Source organism: Frigoribacterium sp. PhB116 (genome assembly GCF_004364285.1).
Classification (GTDB): Bacteria; Actinomycetota; Actinomycetes; order Actinomycetales; family Microbacteriaceae; genus Frigoribacterium.
This window is the reverse complement of the sequence record NZ_SOBE01000001.1, coordinates 446,387-466,221: the sequence shown is the minus strand read 5'-3', so window position 1 is coordinate 466,221 and position 19,835 is coordinate 446,387. Positions and strand designations below refer to the sequence as shown.

21 protein-coding genes are annotated in these 19,835 nt (G+C 72.2%); 18 read left to right on the top strand and 3 right to left on the bottom strand.

Features of this window, described 5'->3' with window-relative positions; genetic code table 11:
* Positions 1-80 precede the first annotated feature (80 nt).
* Complete coding sequence (locus EDF20_RS02110) at positions 81-353, bottom strand: hypothetical protein (protein WP_123545960.1); 273 nt, start codon at positions 351-353, stop codon at positions 81-83.
* A 194-nt stretch (positions 354-547) separates the two neighbouring features.
* Here EDF20_RS02110 and EDF20_RS02105 point away from each other — a divergent pair, with 194 nt between their 5' ends.
* The gene (locus EDF20_RS02105) at positions 548-1,354 is read left to right on the top strand and encodes a DUF817 domain-containing protein (RefSeq protein ID WP_133737564.1); all 807 of its coding nucleotides are present in this window, start codon (positions 548-550) and stop codon (positions 1,352-1,354) included.
* Here EDF20_RS02105 and coaBC read toward each other — a convergent pair.
* Positions 1,314-2,582 (bottom strand): bifunctional phosphopantothenoylcysteine decarboxylase/phosphopantothenate--cysteine ligase CoaBC, encoded by a 1,269-nt coding sequence (gene coaBC / locus EDF20_RS02100; RefSeq protein WP_133738079.1) that lies wholly within the window; start codon positions 2,580-2,582, stop codon positions 1,314-1,316. The genes EDF20_RS02105 and coaBC overlap by 41 nt on opposite strands.
* A gap of 184 nt (positions 2,583-2,766) precedes the next feature.
* On the opposite strand from coaBC, the gene EDF20_RS02095 reads away from it, so the two are divergent.
* From EDF20_RS02095 to EDF20_RS02080, 4 genes are all read left to right on the top strand, one after another.
* Complete coding sequence (locus EDF20_RS02095) at positions 2,767-3,513, top strand: NRDE family protein (RefSeq protein WP_166644743.1); 747 nt, start codon at positions 2,767-2,769, stop codon at positions 3,511-3,513.
* A gap of 120 nt (positions 3,514-3,633) precedes the next feature.
* A complete protein-coding gene (locus EDF20_RS02090) occupies positions 3,634-4,500 on the top strand; it encodes a transporter substrate-binding domain-containing protein (RefSeq protein WP_233568946.1) in 867 nt (288 codons plus the stop codon).
* Position 4,501: 1 nt separating this feature from the next.
* Positions 4,502-5,167, top strand: a complete 666-nt coding sequence (locus EDF20_RS02085) for an amino acid ABC transporter permease (protein WP_233568945.1) — start codon at positions 4,502-4,504, stop codon at positions 5,165-5,167.
* Positions 5,154-5,978, top strand: coding sequence for an amino acid ABC transporter ATP-binding protein (locus EDF20_RS02080; protein ID WP_133737562.1), 825 nt, complete (start codon positions 5,154-5,156; stop codon positions 5,976-5,978). Before EDF20_RS02085 ends, EDF20_RS02080 begins: the two co-directional genes overlap by 14 nt.
* A gap of 7 nt (positions 5,979-5,985) precedes the next feature.
* Here the strand turns inward: EDF20_RS02080 and EDF20_RS02075 are convergent, their stop codons facing one another.
* A complete protein-coding gene (locus EDF20_RS02075) occupies positions 5,986-7,212 on the bottom strand; it encodes a cobalamin-independent methionine synthase II family protein (protein ID WP_133737561.1) in 1,227 nt (408 codons plus the stop codon).
* Between the two features lie 160 nt (positions 7,213-7,372).
* Here EDF20_RS02075 and EDF20_RS02070 point away from each other — a divergent pair, with 160 nt between their 5' ends.
* The 13 genes from EDF20_RS02070 to EDF20_RS02010 all read left to right on the top strand — a co-directional run bounded on the left by EDF20_RS02070 (position 7,373) and on the right by EDF20_RS02010 (position 19,780).
* A complete protein-coding gene (locus tag EDF20_RS02070; protein ID WP_243833336.1) occupies positions 7,373-8,713 on the top strand; it encodes a SufS family cysteine desulfurase in 1,341 nt (446 codons plus the stop codon).
* Positions 8,710-9,159, top strand: coding sequence for a Fe-S cluster assembly sulfur transfer protein SufU (gene sufU / locus EDF20_RS02065; protein ID WP_133737559.1), 450 nt, complete (start codon positions 8,710-8,712; stop codon positions 9,157-9,159). The genes EDF20_RS02070 and sufU overlap by 4 nt, the downstream gene beginning before the upstream one ends.
* A gap of 85 nt (positions 9,160-9,244) precedes the next feature.
* Positions 9,245-10,297 carry a hypothetical protein gene (locus EDF20_RS02060; RefSeq protein WP_133737558.1) on the top strand — a complete coding sequence of 351 codons (1,053 nt, stop codon included), beginning with the start codon at positions 9,245-9,247 and terminating at the stop codon, positions 10,295-10,297.
* Complete coding sequence (locus tag EDF20_RS02055; RefSeq protein ID WP_133737557.1) at positions 10,294-11,868, top strand: CoF synthetase; 1,575 nt, start codon at positions 10,294-10,296, stop codon at positions 11,866-11,868. The genes EDF20_RS02060 and EDF20_RS02055 overlap by 4 nt, the downstream gene beginning before the upstream one ends.
* 179 nt (positions 11,869-12,047) lie before the next feature.
* Positions 12,048-13,958: a threonine--tRNA ligase gene (thrS, locus tag EDF20_RS02050; protein ID WP_243833399.1), complete on the top strand. Its 1,911-nt coding sequence runs from the start codon at positions 12,048-12,050 to the stop codon at positions 13,956-13,958.
* Positions 13,959-13,960: 2 nt separating this feature from the next.
* Positions 13,961-14,569, top strand: a complete 609-nt coding sequence (locus EDF20_RS02045) for an HIT domain-containing protein (protein ID WP_233568943.1) — start codon at positions 13,961-13,963, stop codon at positions 14,567-14,569.
* A gap of 54 nt (positions 14,570-14,623) precedes the next feature.
* Positions 14,624-15,544 carry a pyridoxal 5'-phosphate synthase lyase subunit PdxS gene (gene pdxS, locus EDF20_RS02040; protein ID WP_123545943.1) on the top strand — a complete coding sequence of 307 codons (921 nt, stop codon included), beginning with the start codon at positions 14,624-14,626 and terminating at the stop codon, positions 15,542-15,544.
* Entirely contained in the window at positions 15,534-16,172 is a 639-nt protein-coding gene (pdxT, locus tag EDF20_RS02035) for a pyridoxal 5'-phosphate synthase glutaminase subunit PdxT (RefSeq protein ID WP_123545941.1), read from the top strand. The genes pdxS and pdxT overlap by 11 nt, the downstream gene beginning before the upstream one ends.
* A 108-nt stretch (positions 16,173-16,280) precedes the next feature.
* Complete coding sequence (locus EDF20_RS02030) at positions 16,281-17,045, top strand: YebC/PmpR family DNA-binding transcriptional regulator (protein WP_123545939.1); 765 nt, start codon at positions 16,281-16,283, stop codon at positions 17,043-17,045.
* Positions 17,046-17,054: 9 nt separating this feature from the next.
* A complete protein-coding gene (gene ruvC, locus EDF20_RS02025) occupies positions 17,055-17,630 on the top strand; it encodes a crossover junction endodeoxyribonuclease RuvC (protein ID WP_123545937.1) in 576 nt (191 codons plus the stop codon).
* Entirely contained in the window at positions 17,627-18,241 is a 615-nt protein-coding gene (gene ruvA / locus EDF20_RS02020) for a Holliday junction branch migration protein RuvA (RefSeq protein WP_123545935.1), read from the top strand. The genes ruvC and ruvA overlap by 4 nt, the downstream gene beginning before the upstream one ends.
* Positions 18,238-19,263 carry a Holliday junction branch migration DNA helicase RuvB gene (gene ruvB / locus EDF20_RS02015; protein ID WP_133737555.1) on the top strand — a complete coding sequence of 342 codons (1,026 nt, stop codon included), beginning with the start codon at positions 18,238-18,240 and terminating at the stop codon, positions 19,261-19,263. Before ruvA ends, ruvB begins: the two co-directional genes overlap by 4 nt.
* A gap of 82 nt (positions 19,264-19,345) precedes the next feature.
* Positions 19,346-19,780 carry a preprotein translocase subunit YajC gene (locus EDF20_RS02010; RefSeq protein WP_133737554.1) on the top strand — a complete coding sequence of 145 codons (435 nt, stop codon included), beginning with the start codon at positions 19,346-19,348 and terminating at the stop codon, positions 19,778-19,780.
* Positions 19,781-19,835: the final 55 nt, after the last annotated feature.

Here is a 19,835-nt window from a genome sequence, read left to right as displayed (position 1 = left end):
GCGGCTGGTGCTGCGGCTGCGGTCGCGGCGCGCACGTCCGAGGGCAGGGCCGCGGCGGTCGGGCCGCCGCGGCGAGCCCGCTAGTCGTCGTGCTTCTTCGTCTTCTTGGTGGCGATGGCGTCCCGCTCGCCGCGCAGCGACTGCACGGTCTCGGGGTCGAGGAAGTCGACGAAGGGGTTCGGCTGGCCCGTCTTGTCGGCGACGACCTGTGTGTAGGCCGAGGCGGCCTGGCGCACCTTCTCCGTGGCCCGCCCGGCGCGCTTGGCGCTGACGGGACGGTCGCTCATCACCTCGCCGTGGTGCTCGAGGGCCTTGACGAGGGACTTGAGGGCTGCGTCGATCTTCTTGCTCACGGGGGCATTGTGTCGCACGGAGGTTAACGCGCAAGTCGACGTCCCCCAGTCGGCGGTCGACGTCCCCCGCCCACGAGACATGTCGATCTCCTCACGACGGACGAACGAGATGCTCCCCGAGGACGACGCGCCGTCGGGTCCGCTGCTCGTAGCGTCGAGCCGACGCCGACCCCCGGCGTCGGGGGGAGGTCGTCGTGACCGGTGCACGATCCGTCGCGGGCAGCCGCGCAGGAGGCGCCGACCGCCTCCTCGAGGCCGGTCGCGACCTCGTCGCGTTCGGCGTGCAGCAGGCACTGTCGTGCGCGTTCGCCGTGGCCGTGCTCGCGGGCCTCGCCCTGACGAGCGTCGTCGACGTCGGGCTGCCGCGCTACGACGCGATGCTGGTCTGGTGCGTGCTCGTGCAGGTCGTCTTCGTCGCGACCCGGCTCGAGACCCGGGACGAGCTCGTCGTGATCTGCCTGTTCCACCTGCTCGGCCTCGGTCTCGAGGTGTTCAAGGTGGCGGTCGGGTCGTGGTCGTACCCCGAGCCGGGCGTGCTGCGGATCGGCGAGGTCCCGCTCTACAGCGGCTTCATGTACGCGGCGGTGGGCAGCTACGTCTGCCAGGCCTGGCGGCGTCTCGACCTGCGGGTCGACCGGCTGCGGATGCTGCCGACCCTCGCCCTCGCGCTCGCCTTCTACGTCAACTTCTTCACGAACCACTGGTTCGTCGACCTTCGCTGGGCGCTGCTCGGCGTGGCCGTCGTGCTGCTGGGACGCAAGGGGGTGACGTTCCGGGTGCGGGGCCGCGACCGGAGGATGCCCCTGCTCGTCGCCTTCGCCCTGATCGGCTTCTTCATCTGGGTCGCCGAGAACGCCGCGACCCTGATGGGCGCCTGGACCTACGCCTCGCAGGCTGACGGCTGGTCGATCGTGCACCCCAGCAAGATCGGGTCGTGGATGGTGCTCGTCGTCTTCAGCTTCACTCTCGTGCTGTGGCTGAAGCAGCGCCGAGCAGGCTGACCACGGCGTCGAGCAGGGCGCGCGCCGTGTCCGCCTTGGTGCCGTTCGACTCCCCGACGACGGCGCCGTCCCGGCCGAGCAGGACCGCGACGGACTCGTCCCGGCCGAAGCCCTCGGCCCAGCCGACCTGGTTGAGCACGAGCAGGTCGGCGGGCTTCCGCATGAGCTTGCGGCGGCCCAGGGCGGTCAGGTCGTCCCGCCCGGTCGAGGTCTCGGCGGCGAAGCCCACGACGACCTGGCCCGTCCGGCGCCGTGCCACGAGGCCGGCCAGCACGTCGACGGTCCGCACCAGGTCGAGGGTGAGGCGGTCGCCCGCGTCGTCCTTCTTCAGCTTGGCGTCGGCGACGGAGGCGGGCGTCCAGTCCGCGACCGCGGCCGCCATCACGACGACGTCGGCCTCCTCGGCGGCCGCCGTGGTGGCGACGTCGAGCTCGGCCGCGGTGCCGGCGGTCCGCACCTCGACGCCCGCCAGCTGCGCGACCGCAGCCGCGACCTCGTCGTCGACGTGGGCCGCGAGGAAGACCACGCGGGCGCCACGGGCCGTGGCCTCGCGGGCGACGGCGAGGGCCTGCTTGCCGCTGGAGCGGTTGCCGAGCCAGCGCACCGGGTCGAGGGGCTCGCGCGTCCCGCCGGCCGTGACGACGACGACCCGGCCGGCGAGGTCGCGACCGGCCAGGTCACGCCGTCGCGCCTCCTCGGCCCGGCCCTCGACCACCGCGAGCGCCGCGTCGACGATCACGTCGGGCTCGCTCAGCCGGCCGGGGCCGCTGTCGCCGCCGGTCAGCGGGCCGTCGTCGGGACCGACCACGACGACGCCCCGCGCACGGAGCAGCGCCACGTTGTCGGTGGTCGAGGCCGCCTGCCACATCTGCGTGTGCATCGCCGGCGCGACGACGAGCGGCGCCGTGCTCGCGAGGACGGTCGTGCCGAGCAGGTCGTCGCTCAGCCCGTGGGCGAGCTTCGCGAGGGTGTGCGCGGTCGCCGGCGCGACGACGATCAGGTCGGCCTGCTGGCCGAGGGCGACATGTCGCACCTGGGCGACGTCGTCGAAGACGGAGGTGTGCACCGGGTTGCGGCTGATCGCCTCGAGGGTGGGGGCGCCGACGAACCGGAGGGCCGCCTCCGTGGGGACGACGTGCACGTCGTGGCCCCGGAGCACGAGCTCGCGCACCACGGACACGGCCTTGTAGGCGGCGATGCCGCCGCAGATGCCGACGACGACGGTCAGCCGGCGGGCGTCGGGACCGACCGCGTGGTCGTCTGCGGCTGCGGCGGTGCTGTCGGTCACGATGGTGCTGTCGGTCACGATGGTGCCCCTGTCGGTCGGCCGCCGAGCTGGTGCCCGTCGGCGGGTAGCGTTGCAGCCACCACGATGCCGCATCCCGACGGATCGTGCCGGAGGAGGCCGCACCGTGTGCACCGTCGTCGTGTCCGTCGCTCCTGGCACCGAGTGGCCGGTGGTGTTCCTCGGGCTCCGCGACGAGTCGGCCGACCGCCCCTGGGATCCTCCCGCCGCCTGGTGGCCCGAGCTCGGCGACCGCGTCGAGGGCCTGCACGACCGCGAGGCCGGGGGAGCCTGGCTGGCCACGGCGACCGGGCCGGCCCGCGCCTCCGTCGTCCTCAACCGGCGGGAGCAGCCGCCCGTCCCCGAGGGGGGCTGGCGCACCCGCGGGGCGCTCCCGCTCGAGGCGGTGTCCGCCGGCCGACTGCCGACCGGACGTCCCTCGACGCGCACCTTCAACCTCCTCTCGGCCGACGCCTCCGGAGCCGTGCACACGAGCTGGGACGGCGACCGGCTCGCGAGCCTGCGGCTCTCGCCGGGCGTCCACGTCCTCACGCACGGTGCGCCCGATGACGACCAGGTGGCCCGGGTGGCGCGCTGGCTGCCCCGGTTCCGGGGCGCCGCCGCGCCGGTGGGCCCGCTTCCCGAGCAGGACGAGGGCAGCTGGCGGCCGTGGCTCGACCTGCTGCGCGAGAGCAGCGCGCTGCCGTTGTCCGACGAGGAGGCGCTGGTCCGGGCCGACCTGCTGCAGGGCACCTGGTTCGGCTCGCTCTCGCTCAGCCTCGTGGCGCTGTCCGCCGACGGCGTCGCCCACGAGCACCTCCGGCTCGACGCCGGCTCGGGCGTCGACCTGCCGGGTGCCCTCGCCACCCGCTGATGCTGTCCCGAGCACCCTCGCCGACGTCATGAGACGACACGGGGAATCACCGCCGCGCCTGCGCGGTTAGGGTCGGAGGCCCGGCAGACCCGGGCCGCTCATCGACCAGGAAGACCACCCGTGACGTTCTCGACTCCTCGCCTCTCCCGCACGACCCGGATCCTCGCCGTCGGCGTCGCCTCCGCCGCAGCGCTGCTGCTGACGGCGTGCGCGCCCGCCTCGACCGACGACGTCGTCTCGCAGACCGGGAGCGCCACCGCGGACACCAGCGCGGCGAAGAGCCTCTCCGACATCCAGGACGCCGGCGTGCTCGTCATCGGCACCGAGGGCACCTACCAGCCCTTCACCTACCACGAGGGCGGTTCGGGAGCCCTGACCGGCTACGACGTCGACGTGGCCACCGCCGTCGCCGAGAAGCTCGGCGTCGAGCCCAGCTTCCAGGAGACCCAGTTCGACGCGCTGCTCGCGGGCCTCGACGCCGGCCGCTTCGACGTCGTCGCGAACCAGATCTCGATCACCGACGAGCGCGAGGCGACCTTCGACTTCTCGACGCCGTACACGGTCAGCCGCGGCGTCGTCGTGACCGCCGCCGACGACACCTCGATCACGTCGCTCGCCGACCTCGCGGGCAAGACGACCGCACAGTCGCAGTCGAGCAACTTCTACGACACGGCGAAGGACGCCGGCGCCGACGTGCAGGTCGTCGAGGGCTGGGCCCAGTCGGTCGCCCTCGTCGAGCAGGGCCGCATCGACGCCACCGTCAACGACGAACTGACCTTCCTCGACTACGTGAAGACCAACCCCGAGCAGGCGGCGGCGATCAAGATCGCGGCGACGACCGACGACGTGTCGCGCTCGGCGCTCGTGACGACCAAGGGCAGCGACGACCTCGTGCAGGCGATGGACGACGCCCTGGCCGAGCTGGGGGCCGACGGCACGTTGGCCCAGATCTCGGACAAGTACTTCGGCCAGGACGTCAGCGAGTAACGTGCAGTCCTCACTCGACCTCTTCGGCCGGGCGTTCTGGCCGATCGCGTCGGGTGCCCTGGTCGCCTCGATCCCATTGGCCCTCGCCTCCATGGCGATCGGCCTGGTCATCGCCCTCGTCGTCGCGATGATGCGGTTGTCGGGGCGCGCCTGGCTGTCCGGGCTGGCCCGGTTCTACACGTCGGTGATCCGGGGCACGCCGTTGCTCGTGCAGCTGTTCGTCGTCTTCTACGGGCTGCCGTCGATCGGCGTGCGGCTCGACCCGTGGCCGAGCGCGATCATCGCGTTCTCGCTCAACGTCGGGGGCTACGCGGCCGAGGTGATCCGGGCGGCCATCCTCTCCGTGCCCAAGGGCCAGTGGGAGGCGGCGCACACCATCGGCATGTCGCGCGCCCTGGCGCTGCGGCGCATCATCCTGCCGCAGGCCGCCCGCGTCTCGGTGCCCCCGCTGTCGAACACGTTCATCAGCCTCGTCAAGGACACCTCGCTCGCCAGCGTCATCCTCGTCGTCGAGCTGTTCCGGCAGGCGCAGCAGATCGCGACCGTGTCGAACCAGTTCTTGCTGATCTACCTCGAGGCCGCCCTGATCTACTGGGTGATCTGCCTCGTGCTGTCGTTCGGGCAGGACGCCCTCGAGAAGAGACTGGACCGACATGTCGCCCGCTGACCCGCCCCTGTCCGGCGCCTCCTCCCGTCCCGCCCGGCACGGCCAGGCTGCCGAGCTCGTCCTCCGCGTCGAGGGCCTCCGCAAGTCGTTCGGCGCCACGGAGGTGCTCAAGGGCATCGACCTCGAGGTGCGACGCGGCCGCGTGGTCGCGATCATCGGGCCGTCCGGCTCGGGCAAGACGACCGTGCTGCGGTCCCTGAACAGCCTCGAGGTCCCCGACGGCGGACGGGCGACCCTGTCCGACGGGCGGGTCGTCGAATTCGGAGGCAAGGTCGCGAAGCGCGACCTGCTCGCCCTCCGCGACCGGTCGTCGATGGTGTTCCAGCACTTCAACCTGTTCCCGCACCTCACGGTGCTGCAGAACGTGGTCGAGGGGCCGATCCGCGTCCAGGGCCGTGACCCCGAGGAGGCGCGGGCCGAGGCCCGCGAGCTCCTCACGCGGGTGGGCCTCGCCTCCCGTGTCGACGCCTGGCCGGTCGAGCTCTCGGGCGGCCAGCAGCAGCGGGTCGGCATCGTCCGCGCCCTGGCCCTCCGGCCGGAGCTGCTGCTCTTCGACGAGCCCACGAGCGCCCTCGACCCCGAGCTCGTCGGCGACGTCCTCACCGTCGTCAAGGAGCTCGCCGACGAGGGCTGGACGATGGTCGTCGTCACGCACGAGCTCGAGTTCGCGCGCCGGGTCGCCGACGAGGTCGTCTTCATGGACGACGGCGTCGTGGTCGAGCGCGGGGCCCCCGCCGAGGTGCTGAACCGCCCCCGCGAGCCGCGCACGCAGCAGTTCCTCCGCCGCGTGCTCAAGCCCCTCGACGACTGACCTCGCCTCAGCCGAACAGCCGCGAGCTCGCGATGCGCGCGCCCTCGCCGAGCGCGGCGAGCTTCGCCACGGCGATCTGCGGGTGGATGCGACCGCCGAGGCCGCAGTCCGTCGAGGCGACGACCCGCTCGGGCCCTACGACGGACGCGAAGGCCTCGATGCGGTCGGCGACGAGCTCGGGGTGCTCGACCACGTTCGTCGCGTGGCTCACGATGCCGGGGATGATCTTCTTGTGCGCCGGCAGGTCGAGGTCGCGCCAGACCTTCCACTCGTGCTCGTGCCGCACGTTGGCCGCCTCGAACGAGTACGCGCCGGCGGTGATCTCGAGCATGAGGTCGGCGATGTGCCGGAACTCGATGTCCGTGGTGTGCGGCCCGTGCCAGCTGCCCCAACAGAGGTGGAACCGGATCTGGTCCTCGGGCAGGCCGCGCAGGGCGTGGTTCAGCGCCTCGACCCGGATGCGCGTGAACGCGCGGTAGTCCTCGACGCTCGGCTCGGGGACGATCTGGTCCCAGTTCTCGGCGATCGAGGGGTCGTCGATCTGCACCGTGAGGCCGGCCTCGACGATCGCCGTGTACTCCTCGCGCAGCACCTCGGCCCAGGCCCAGATGTGCTCCTCCTCCGTCGCGTAGAAGTCGTTCGCGATGCGCGCGCCGCTGCCGGGCGACAGCGACGTGATGAAGCCGGACGACGGGTCCGCGCCGGTCGCCGCGAGCCCCGCCTTCAGGTTGGCGATGTCGGAGGCGATGGCCGACTGCCCGACGTACGCCAGCGGCCCCGTGGTGCTGGGGAACGCCGTGGCCGTCTTGCCCGTGCTGATGCCCGAGGTCGGGTCCTGGTAGGCGTCGGCGAAGATCGTCCAGTCGCGCCGGTCGGGGAACGACGTCAGCCGCACGTTCCCCGGCGACGAGCGCACCGGCTCCTGCGAGAAGATGTCCGCGCCCGTGACCGTCAGGCCCGAGACCCGCTGGAACGAGTACGACCACCAGGCGCCGTAGTCGACCGCGCTCGTCATGGCCTTGCCGTACTCGCCGTCGCCGACGACGGTGATGCCGAGGGCCTGCTGGCGGCGCACGAGGTCGACCACCGCGGCGGTCAGCAGCTCGTCGAACTCGGGCGTGCGCTCGAGCGTGAGGCCGTCGTCGGCCAGGCGGCGGGCGTCGTTGGCCGCGATGAGCTCGGGCGTGCGGGGCAGGCTGCCCGCGTGGCTGGTCTCGATCCTCTGGTTCGTCATGTGCCGATGGTGGTCCTCGGTCCCGCCGGTGTCACGTGCCTGTGTCACGCGCCGTCACGGAGGCGCAGGAGGCGGCGGCGCGGGAACAGGACGGGCACGCTGTTCGTTGCCCCCGTCGACCGCCGACCGGCCCTGGCTACGATCGTCGGGAAGGGACACCGTGACTCAGACACCGCAACAAGCTCAGGCGCCGCAACAGACCACCGCCGGCCCCGCCCGCCCCCTCGACGACGTCGAGGTCGAGCGGCTCCGCGCCGACTTCCCGATCCTCGGGCAGCAGGTCTCGGGCGAGCCCCTGGCCTACCTCGACTCCGGTGCGACGGCACAGCGCCCGCGGTCGGTGCTCGACGCCGAGCGCCGGTTCCTCGAGGCCGACAACTCGGCCGTGCACCGCGGCGCACACACCCTCGCCGCGCTGGCGACGGAGGCGTTCGAGGAGGCACGCGAGACCGTCGCGCGCTTCGTGGGCGCCGCCTCCCACGAGGTCGTCTGGACGGCGAACGCGACCGACGCGATCAACCTGGTCGCGCACGGCTTCACGGCGGCGACCCTCGGCCGCGGCGGCGAGGCCGCCCGCCGCTTCGCGCTCCGCCCGGGCGACGAGATCGTCGTGACCGAGGCCGAGCACCACGCGAACCTCGTGCCCTGGCAGGAGGTGGTGGCCACCACCGGCGCCGTCCTGCGCGTCGTGCCGGTCGACGACGACGGCGTCTGGACCCTCGACGACGCGCGAGGCGTCGTCACCGAGCGCACGCGGGTGCTGGCCTTCGCCCACGTGTCGAACGTGACCGGGCTCGTGGCGCCCGTCGAGCAGCTGGTCGAGCTCGCCCACGGGGTCGGCGCGCTGGTCGTGCTCGACGCCTGCCAGTCGGTGCCCCACCGCCCCGTCGACGTCCGTGCGCTCGGCGTCGACTTCGCCGCGTTCTCCGGCCACAAGATGCTCGGGCCGACCGGCATCGGCGTGCTCGTCGGCCGCGGCGAGCTGCTCGACGCCCTGCCCCCGTTCCGCACCGGCGGCTCGATGATCACGACCGTGACGCTCGAGTCCGCCGAGTACCTGCCCGCGCCCCAGCGCTTCGAGGCCGGCACGCAGCCGGTCTCGCAGGCCGTCGCCCTCGCCGAGGCCGTCCGCTACCTCGAGGCGGTCGGCCTCGAGCGCGTCCGCGACCACGAGGAGGCGCTGGCCGAGCAGCTGGTGGTCGGCCTGTCCGCGCTCCCCGGCGTCCGCGTCGTCGGCCCGCCCGCCGGCGTGCCGCGCTCGGGCCTCGTCAGCTTCGTCGTCGACGGCGTGCACGCGCACGACGTCGGCCAGTACCTCGACGCCCAGGGGATCGCCGTGCGCGTCGGCCACCACTGCGCGCAGCCGCTGCACCGGCGGCTGGGCGTGACCGCGACCACGCGGGCGAGCACCTACCTGTACACGACCGTCGCCGAGGTCGACCGTCTGGTCGCCGGCGTCGCCGGGGTCCGCAGCTACTTCGGGGCGGGGGACGCCCGATGAGCGCCACCCTCGACTCGCTCTACCAGCTTGTGATCCTCGACCACGCGAAGGCGCGGCACGGCGACGGCGAGCTCCCCGGCGCCGACGCCGAGCACTTCGAGCGGAACCCGACCTGCGGCGACGAGATCACGGTGCGGGTCCGGCTCGAGCCGGGCACCGACCGCGTGGCCGACCTGCGCTGGCAGGGCGCGGGCTGCAGCATCTCGATGGCGTCGGCGTCGGTCCTCTCCGGCCTCGCACCGGGCCGGTCGCTGTCCGAGCTGGTGGCGCTCGTCGGAGAGTTCCGCACGATGATGCGGTCGCGGGGTGCGGGGGAGCCCGACGACGAGGTCCTCGGCGACGCCGTCGCGCTCCACGGCGTCTCGAAGTTCGTCATGCGGGTGAAGTGCGGCATGCTCGCCTGGGTCGCCGCCGAGGCCTGCGGCGCGGAGCTCTCGGCTCGTTGACCCTCGAGGGCACCCCGGCGCGGCGGTCCAGGGTTCATCCCTGAGGTGCAGGTGCCCGGGCGAGTCGCCGCACTAGTGTCGGCCCATGGAACCTCGGGGGAGCGACCGGCCGACGACGCCCTGGCCGGCACTGATCGACCAGGCGCGGCACTACCCGTCGCCGCACAACTCGCAGCCGATCGTCGTGCAGCCGACCTCCGCGACGACCGCGACCGTCTGGTACGACCTCGACCGGGGCCTCCCGGCCGAGTCGTTCGGCATCCCGTTCGCCCACGTCTGCGCAGGGGTGTTCCTCGCCGGCCTCGCGATCGTCGCCCACGCCCAGGGCTTCGTCGTCCGCGAGACGCTCGACCTCTCACCGATGGACTTCGGCGGGGACGCCCGGCTGCACCGCCTGGCCGAGGTCGTGATCGAGCCGCATGAGGCGACCGACGCCGACCGCGCCGCCCGTGACGCCTTCCTCGCCCGGCAGACGTCGCGCCGCCCCTACGACGCGACGACCGTGGACGAGGAGGTGTTGGCCGGCGCCCGCGCCATCGCCGCCTCCCACGGGCACCTGCTCCGCAGCACGACCGACGCCGCGACGGTCGACGACGTGGTCCGCATCAACCAGGAGACGCTCTTCGACGACCTGCAGGACGACGACGTGCACGCCGAGATCATGACCTGGCTGCGCTTCTCGGCGAAGCAGGCCGCGGAGACCGGCGACGGCCTGAGCGCCGAGACCATGTTGATGCCGGGGCCGGTGCTCCGGTTCGCCATGGGCCACCGGGGCCTCTGGACGGCGCCCGTCGTCGGCGACGCCGTCAGGCGGGTCTACCTCGGCACCATGAAGGGCGTGCGCCAGCTCGCCTGGCTGGAGGGCCCGTTCGCGGGCCCCGCCGACCACGTCGAGGCGGGCCGGGCGTTCCTCGAGGTGTGGCTCGAGCTGTCGCGGCACGGCGTCGCCCTGCACCCGTTCGGCACCGTCGTCACCAACCCGCGGTCGCACGCCGCGTTCGTCCGCGCCGTCGACGTCGACGAGCAGGACGGGCGGATGGCCTGGATGCTGTTCCGGCTGGGGCGGAGCGCTCCGCCGCCCGTGGCCCACCGACGCCCGGCCGCCGCGATGACGATCGGGGCGGGGGAGGGACGATGAAGCGGCTCGTGGTCTTCACGCTCCTCCGGGTCGTCGACGGCCTCGTGAAGCTCGCGATGCCCCGGGTCGAGACGCACCGCCTCCTGCTCGTCCCCGGCATCGAGCCGCTGCGCTGGCGGCTCGGGCGCTGGCGTGCCTGGCGCACCATGGAGCGAGCGGCGCGGTCGGTCCCCGCCTACCGGGCGTTCCTCCGCGAGCACGGGCAGGGCCGTCGACTCGACACGCGGAACGGCGTCGAGGCGGCTTTCGCCCGACTGCCCGAGATGGACAAGGAGTCGTACGTCAAGCGCTGGAGCATCGCCGAGCGCTGCCTCGGCGGCCGCCTCCCGCGCCGAGGCGTGGTCGTCGACGAGTCGTCGGGCAGCTCGGGCGTACCGACGAGCTGGGTGCGCGGCCCCGACGAGCGCCAGGCCACGAGACAGCTGCTGCAGCTCGGGTTCGCCCGCACGTCGGCCGAGCTGCCGCACCCGCCGTTCGTGCTCAACGCGTTCTCGCTCGGGGCCTGGGCCACCGGCATGAACGTCACCGCGTCGCTCACCGAGTCGACGATGATCAAGTCGATCGGGCCGGACCCGGACAAGATCATCCAGACGATGCGCGAGTTCGGCACCGGGTTCACCTACGTCATCCTCAGCTACCCGCCGTTCCTCAAGGGCCTCTTCGAGGACGACCGGCTCGACTGGTCGCAGTACACGATCGTCGCCGCGTTCGGGGGCGAGGGCATCAGCGAGAACATGCGCGGGCACATCCTCGAGTACGCCCGCGCGGTCCTCGGCTCGTACGGCGCGAGCGACCTCGAGATCAACCTCGGCATCGAGACCGAGTTCACAGTGGCCCTCCGCCGCGCGATCGCGGACGACCCCGACCTCGCGGCCCGGCTCACCCGGCAGCAGGAGTACGGCGTGCTGCCGATGATCTTCCAGTTCAACCCGTTCGGGTACCTGATCGAGACGAACGAGGCCGGCGAGCTCGTCGTCACGATCGCCCGCGCCGAGAACATCAGCCCCCGCATCCGCTACAACATCCATGACCGGGGCCACGTCACCCGGATGCGCGACGTCCTGCCGGTGCTGCGCGAGAAGGGGCTGTCGGCGGTCGTCGCCGAGAAGTTCCTCGACCTGCCGCTGCTCTTCCACTACGGCCGGAGCGACCTCTCGGTCGACTACAACGGCGCCGTCGTCGCGCCCGACGCCCTCCGCGACGTGCTCCAGGGCGACCCTGCCCTGCTGCAGGCCGTCGAGAACCACCGGCTCATCGCCTTCGAGGACGCGGCGAGCGACCGTCAGCTGCACATCGCGCTGCAGCTCTCGGCCCACGCCGGAGACGTGGACACCGGCCCGTGGCGCGACGTCGTCGTGAGCGGCCTGAGGCGCCTGAACCTCGACTTCTCGAACGCGATCCGCACCGCGGCGCCCGCGACCCTCCCCACCGTCGCCTTCTACGCGCACCGGACAGGCCCCTTCGCCCGCGACGGCGCGAAGCTGAAGAACGAGTACGTCTGGCAGCTCGGTCCCGGCGAGGTCGACCAGCACGACCTCGACCTGGGCTGGACGGCGCCGAGGGAGGCCTGACCGGCGGAGGCTGCCCCTGCGGGCGGCACTAAACTGGCGCGCGTCCCCTCGATCGTCAGGAGCCCTCCACCGTGTCAGACCAGCCTGCCCCCGCCGCCCTCTCCGCCGCGCCTGAGACCGTCGAGGCGACCGAGACCACGACGGGGCTCGAGCTGTTCACGGACAAGGGCGTCGTCGCCATGCGCGTCGCCGGCGAGCTGCGCGACCTCGCGTCCGAGCTGCACGCGGGCGACGTCGCCGAGGCCGTCACCATCGGCTCGCCCGACGGCCTGGCCGTGCTCCGCCACTCGGCCGCGCACGTCATGGCGCAGGCCGTGCAGGGCATCAACCCGGAGGCGAAGCTCGGCATCGGCCCGCCCGTCACCGACGGCTTCTACTACGACTTCGACGTCGCCGAGCCCTTCACCCCCGACGACCTCAAGGCGATCGAGAAGGGCATGGAGCGGATCATCCGCCAGGGCCAGCGCTTCCGCCGCCGCGTCGTCACCGAGGCCGAGGCCCGTGCCGAGCTCGCCGGCGAGCCCTACAAGCTCGAGCTGATCGGCCTCAAGGGCGGCTCGGCCGACGAGATCGGCGACGACGGCGAGTCCGTCGAGGTCGGCGGCGCCGAGCTGACCATCTACGACAACGTCGACCCGAAGTCCGGCGACGTGCTCTGGTCCGACCTCTGCCGCGGCCCGCACGTGCCGAGCACCCGCGTCCTCGGCAACGCCACGAAGCTGATGCGCGTCGCCGCCGCCTACTGGCGCGGCTCGGAGAAGAACCCGCAGCTGCAGCGCATCTACGGCACCGCCTGGCCCACGAAGGACGAACTGCGCGAGTACCAGGCCCGCCTCGAGGAGGCGGCGAAGCGCGACCACCGCAAGCTCGGCGTCGAGCTCGACCTCTTCTCGTTCCCGGACGAGATCGGCTCGGGCCTCGCGATCTTCCACCCGAAGGGCGGCATCATCCGTCGCGAGATGGAGGACTACTCCCGTCGTCGCCACGAAGCCGCCGGCTACGACTTCGTGTACACGCCGCACATCACCAAGGCGAGCCTGTTCGAGACCTCGGGCCACCTCGGCTGGTACAAGGACGGCATGTTCCCGGCCATGAAGCTCGACGAGGCCCGGAACGACGAGGGCGAGGTCACCCGCCAGGGCGCCGACTACTACCTCAAGCCGATGAACTGCCCGATGCACATCCTCGCGTACCGCTCGCAGCCGCGGTCGTACCGCGACCTGCCGATGCGCCTCTTCGAGTTCGGCACCGTCTACCGCAACGAGAAGTCGGGCGTCATCCACGGGCTCACCCGGGTGCGGGGCATGACCCAGGACGACGCGCACATCTTCACCACGCGCGAGAAGATGAAGGAGGAGCTGACCGGCACCCTGAACTTCGTCCTGTCCCTGCTCCGTGACTACGGCCTGACCGACTTCTACCTCGAGCTCTCGACGAAGGACCCGGTCAAGTACGTCGGCGACGACGACATCTGGGACACCGCGACGCAGACCCTCCGCGAGGTCGCGGAGGAGTCCGGCCTCGAGCTCGTCCCCGACCCGGGCGGAGCCGCGTTCTACGGCCCCAAGATCTCGGTGCAGGCCCGCGACGCCATCGGCCGCACCTGGCAGATGTCGACCGTCCAGCTCGACTTCAACCTGCCCGAGCGCTTCGAGCTCGAGTACGCGGCCGCGGACGGCACCCGGCAGCGTCCGGTGATGATCCACCGCGCGCTGTTCGGCACCATCGAGCGCTTCTTCGGCGTCCTCACCGAGCACTACGCCGGGGCCTTCCCCGTGTGGCTGTCCCCGGTCCAGGTCGTGGCGATCCCCGTGGCCGACGAGTACGGCGACTACCTCGACGACGTCGTCCGCCAGCTGCGGGAGAAGGGTGTCCGCGCTCAGGTCGACCACGGCGACGACCGGTTCCCCAAGAAGATCCGCACGCACACGAAGTCGAAGGTGCCCTTCCAGCTCATCGCGGGCGAAGAAGATCGCGCCGCCGGCGCCGTGAGCTTCCGCTACCGCGACGGCTCCCAGGAGAACGGCGTGCCCGTCGCCGACGCCGTGGCGAAGATCCTCGAGGCGATCGAGACGAAGGCCCAGGTCTGACCGTGGGGGCAGGCGCCGACGAGCTGCCGGCCGACGTCGACCCGGCCGACCACGGGTCGGCCCGCGTCGAGTCGTCGGACGACTTCGCGTCGGCGCCCGACGCGTTCCAGCGCCTCTGGACGCCGCACCGTGCCGTGTACGTCAGCCGCGGCCAGGGCGCCCACGACGACGCGTGCCCGTTCTGCGCCGCTCCCTCTCGGAGCGACGACGACGCGCTGATCGTCGCCCGGGGACAGCACGCGTTCGTGCTGCTGAACCTGTACCCGTACAACCCCGGCCATCTGCTGGTCTGCCCCTACCGGCACATCTCGACCTACGACCTGGCCACGCCCGACGAGGTCGCCGAGATCGGTGCCCTGACCCAGACCGCCATGCGCGTCGTCCGCGAGGTCTCGCACGCCCAAGGGTTCAACATGGGCATGAACCAGGGGTCGGTCGGCGGTGCCGGCATCGCCGAGCACCTGCACCAGCACGTCGTGCCGCGCTACGGCGGCGACTCGAACTTCTTCCCGATCATCGCCCAGACCAAGGCCGTCACCCAGCTGCTCGGCGACGTCCGCGAGGCGCTGGCGGCCGCGTGGCCCGCCGGGGGAGACCAGGCCACTCGGTGACGAGCGGCACATCGGCGACGCACGCCCCCGGGCAGCGCCTAAACTGAGGCCATCATGAGCGACAGCACCCCCACCTCCGTCCCGTCCGCCGGCAGCACGACCGGATCGGACCGCGTCAAGCGCGGTCTCGCCGAGATGCTGAAGGGCGGCGTCATCATGGACGTCGTCAACGTCGAGCAGGCGAAGATCGCCGAAGAGGCGGGCGCCGTCGCCGTCATGGCCCTCGAGCGCGTGCCCGCCGACATCCGCTCGCAGGGCGGCGTCGCCCGCATGAGCGACCCCGACATGATCGACGAGATCATCGCAGCCGTCTCGATCCCCGTCATGGCGAAGGCGCGCATCGGCCACTTCGTCGAGGCACAGATCCTCCAGACGCTCGGCGTCGACTACATCGACGAGTCCGAGGTGCTGAGCCCCGCCGACTACGTCAACCACATCGACAAGTGGAACTTCACGGTCCCCTTCGTCTGCGGTGCGACGAACCTCGGCGAGGCGCTCCGTCGCGTCACCGAGGGTGCCGCGATGATCCGGTCCAAGGGCGAGGCCGGCACCGGCGACGTGTCCGAGGCGACCAAGCACATCCGCACCATCTCGAGAGAGATCGCGCAGCTGCAGGGGCTCAAGACCGACGAGCTGTACGTGGCCGCGAAAGAACTGCAGGCGCCGTACGAGCTCGTCAGGGAGGTGGCGGAGACCGGCAAGCTGCCCGTCGTCCTCTTCACCGCCGGCGGCGTCGCGACGCCCGCCGACGCGGCGCTGATGATGCAGCTGGGCGCCGACGGCGTCTTCGTGGGTTCCGGCATCTTCAAGTCGGGCAACCCCGCCGAGCGAGCCGCCGCGATCGTCAAGGCCACGACGTTCTTCGACGACCCCCAGGTCGTCGCCGACGCGTCGCGCGGCCTCGGCGAGGCCATGGTCGGCATCAACGTGCCCGACTTGCCCGCGCCGCACCGCCTCGCCGAGCGTGGCTGGTAGCCGACACGAGGAGGCGGCGGCCCCGCGGGTCGGGGTCCTCGCCCTCCAGGGCGACTTCCGTGAGCACCTCGCGGTCCTGACCTCGCTCGGGGCGGTCGCCGTCCCGGTACGCAGGCCCGACGAGCTCGCGTCGGTGTCGGGTCTCGTGATCCCCGGCGGCGAGTCCACGGTGATGGACAAGCTCAGCCGCACCTTCGGCATGGCCGAGCCGCTGCGCGCGGCCGTCGACGCGGGCCTGCCCCTCTACGGCACCTGCGCCGGGCTGATCATGCTGGCCGACCGCGTCGTGGACGGGCCGGCGAGCCGACACCTGACGGGGCAGCGCACGATCGGCGGGCTCGACGTCGCCGTGCGCCGCAACGCCTTCGGCGGCCAGAACGAGTCCTTCGAGACCGATCTCCTCGTGCCCGTCGTGGGCGACGACCCCGTGCACGCCGTCTTCATCCGGGCGCCCGTGGTCGCCGAGGTCGGCCCGCTCGCCACCGCGATCGGCGTGCTCGACGACGGCCGCGTCGTCGCCGTCGAGCAGGACAACCTGCTCGGCACGTCGTTCCACCCCGAGGTGACCGGTGAGCTCCGGTTCCACGCGCGGTTCCTCGACAAGGCTCGCGCCTGGTCCTCGCGCTGACGCGCCTCCTCATCCTGCGCCCTGCCCGGTCCTGACCCGTCGCTGCCGCCCCGGCGGCGGGCCTGCCGGTAGGATGGTCCGGATCGTCAACCGGAAGTGAGGAGCACCGTGTCCGGGCATTCCAAGTGGGCCACGACCAAGCACAAGAAGGCCGTCATCGACAGCCGTCGCGCCAAGTCGTTCGCCAAGCTCATCAAGAACATCGAGGTCGCGGCCAAGCAGGGCGGGGCCGACATGTCCGGCAACCCGACGCTCGTCGACGCCGTCCAGAAGGCCAAGAAGACCTCGGTCCCCAACGACAACATCGACCGCGCCGTCAAGCGCGGCGCGGGCCTCAGCGGCGAGTCCGTCGACTACCAGACCATCGTCTACGAGGGCTACGGCCCCAACGGTGTCGCCCTGCTGATCGAGTGCCTGACCGACAACAAGAACCGCGCGGCGGCGAACGTCCGCACGGTCATGTCGCGCAACGGCGGCACCATGGCCGACCCGGGCAGCGTCGCCTACAACTTCAGCCGCAAGGGCGTCATCGCCGTCATGAAGACCGGCGAGCTCAGCGAGGACGACGTGCTGGCCGCCGTGCTCGACGCCGGCGCCGAAGAGGTCACCGACCGCGGCGAGGGCTTCGAGATCGTGACCGAGCCGTCCGACCTGGTGCCCGCGCGCACGGCGCTCCAGGAGGCGGGCATCGACTACGACTCCGCCGACGTCGAGTTCGTCCCCGGCCTCAAGATCGAGGTCGACCTCGAGACCGCCCGCAAGGTGTTCCGCCTCGTCGACGCGCTCGACGACGACGACGACGTGCAGAACGTCTACGCCAACTACGACGTCCCCGCCGACGTGCAGGCCGCGCTCGACGACGACGACGACTGAGCCGCCGAGGTGACCCTGCGGGTGCTCGGCATCGACCCCGGCCTGACCCGCTGCGGGGTCGGCGTCGTCGAGGTCGACGCGACCCGCCGGGCCACCCTCGTGGCGGTGACCGTCATCCGGTCGCCGGCCGACATGCCGCTCGAGCAGCGCCTCCTCACGATCGGGCGTGGCATCGAGCAGCTGGTCGACGAGCACCGCCCCGACGCGATGGCCATCGAGCGTGTCTTCGCGCAGAACAACCTGTCGACCGTGATGGGCACCGCCCAGGTGAGCGGTCTGGCGCTGCGCGCCGCCGCCGAGCGCTCCGTCCCCGTGGCCATGCACACGCCGTCCGAGGTCAAGGCGGCCGTGACCGGCTACGGCTCGGCGGACAAGGCCCAGGTCGGTGCCATGGTCGCCCGCCTGCTCGGCCTCGCCGAAGCGCCGAAGCCGGCCGACGCCGCCGACGCCCTGGCGCTGGCGATCTGCCATGCGTGGCGTCGTGGCGGCCTCCCCTCGGCACCGGCCGGCGGCGGTCTCACGGCCGCGCAGAAGGCGTGGCGCGAGGCGGAGAAGTCGGCGCGGACTCCTAGGCTGGGCAGATGATCTCGAGCGTCCGCGGCACCGTGCTGTCCGCCTCCGGAACCAGCGTCGTCGTCGAGGTCGGGGGAGTCGGCCTCCGGGTCGGAGTGACGCCCCAGCTCGCCCTCACGGCGACGGTCGGCACGACGCTCCAGCTGTTCACGACGCTGATCGTGCGAGAAGACGACCTCTCGCTCTTCGGCTTCGCCGAGCTCGAAGAACTCGAGGTGTTCGACCTGTTGCGGAGCGTCACCGGCGTCGGCCCGAAGTCGGCGCAGGGCGTGCTCGCCACGCTCAGCCCGTCGCAGGTCGCGCACGCGGTCGCCGACGACGACGACGCGCCCTTCCGACGCGTGTCCGGCATCGGGCCCAAGACCGCGAAGCTGATCGTCCTCTCGTTGGCGGGCAAGCTCGACGTCCGGGTAGCCGCGCCCTCCGTGACCGCCGCCTCCTCGACCTCGGCCGACGTCCTCACGGCGCTCGTCGGGCTGGGCTGGTCCGAGAGGGAGGCGCAGGCCGCCGTCGACTCGGTGGTCGCCGACCGCGGGCCCGACGTCGCCGTCTCCGTGCCCTCCCTCCTGCGTGCTGCACTCGGCCACCTCGGCCCGCAGAAGTCGCTGGGCGCCCGAGCGTGACCGACGCCGACCTCACGCGACCCGTCGTCGAGTCCGAAGCGGAGCTCGCCTTCGAGGGGGCGCTCCGCCCCACCTCGCTCGACGAGTTCGTCGGCCAGAAGAAGGTGCGCGGACAGCTCGAGCTGCTGCTCAAGGCGGCGTCGATGCAGGGGCGGACCCCCGACCACATCCTCATGGCGGGTCCTCCCGGGCTCGGCAAGACCACCCTCGCGATGATCGTGGCGCACGAGAGCGGCCGGCCGCTCCGCATGTCGTCCGGACCAGCGATCCAGCACGCAGGCGACCTCGCCGCCGTGCTCTCGGCCCTCGTCCCCGGCGAGGTGCTCTTCATCGACGAGATCCATCGCATGGCGCGCTCGGCGGAGGAGATGCTGTACCTCGCCATGGAGGACTACCGGATCGACATCATGGTCGGCAAGGGCGCCGGCGCGACGAGCATCCCGCTCGAGCTGTCGCCGTTCACGCTCGTCGGCGCCACCACGCGGAGCGGCATGCTGCCGAACCCCCTGCGCGATCGGTTCGGCTTCACGGCCAACCTCGAGTTCTACGACGCCGCCGAGCTCACCGAGGTGCTCCGCCGCGCCGCGACCCTGCTCGGCATCCCCGTCGACGGCGACGCCCTGGCCGAGATCGCCGGTCGGTGCCGCGGCACGCCGCGCATCGCGAACCGCCTGCTCCGTCGGGTCCGCGACTACTCGCTCGTCCACGGACGGGACGCCGACCTGGAGACGGTGCGGGACGCCCTGGCCCTCTACGACGTCGACGACCTGGGCCTCGACCGGCTCGACCGCGAGGTCCTGTCGACCGTGCTCACGAGATTCGGCGGCGGGCCCGTCGGGCTCGGCACGCTCGCTGTGTCGGTCGGAGAAGAGGCGGACACCATCGAGTCCGTCGTCGAGCCGTTCCTCGTCCGCATCGGACTGCTGATCCGCACCCCCCGGGGCCGCGTGGCCACGCCGGAGGCCTGGCGGCACTTCGGGCTGCCGCGCCCGTCAGGGGCGCTGTTCGGCGATGAACTATGATCGCCGCTAGGCCTGTCGGCGCGAGGCACCCTCACCACCGCCCGCGCCGCCCATCCCCACGAGCTTCGAAAGGCAGTTCCTCATGGACGCCACAACAATCATCATGGTCCTCCTCCTGGTGGTCCTCGTCTTCTTCATGTTCCGCAACAAGCGCAAGCGCGACGCCCAGCAGGCGACGCTGCAGTCGAAGATGGTCCCCGGCGTCGAGGTGATGCTGAGCTTCGGCGTCTACGGCACGCTCGTGTCGATCGACGACGAGGCCAACATCGCCGAGGTCGAGGTCTCGCCCGGCACCGTCCTGCGCGTGCACCGCCAGACCCTGGGCCGCGTCGTCGAGCCCGTCGTCGCCGACGACGCCGTGGTCTCCGACGCGGACGAGCTCGACGCCCGCCCGGCCGACGACCTGATCGTCGACGACACCACGACCGCCGACCGCACGTCGCCCGCCTACGGCGAGCGGGTCGACGAGACGCGCCTCGACTCCACCACCGACACGGACAAGCCGAACAAGGCCTGACCCGCCGACAGCCGGGGCCCACTCGTGGGCCCCGGCCCAGACGACGACGCGCGCC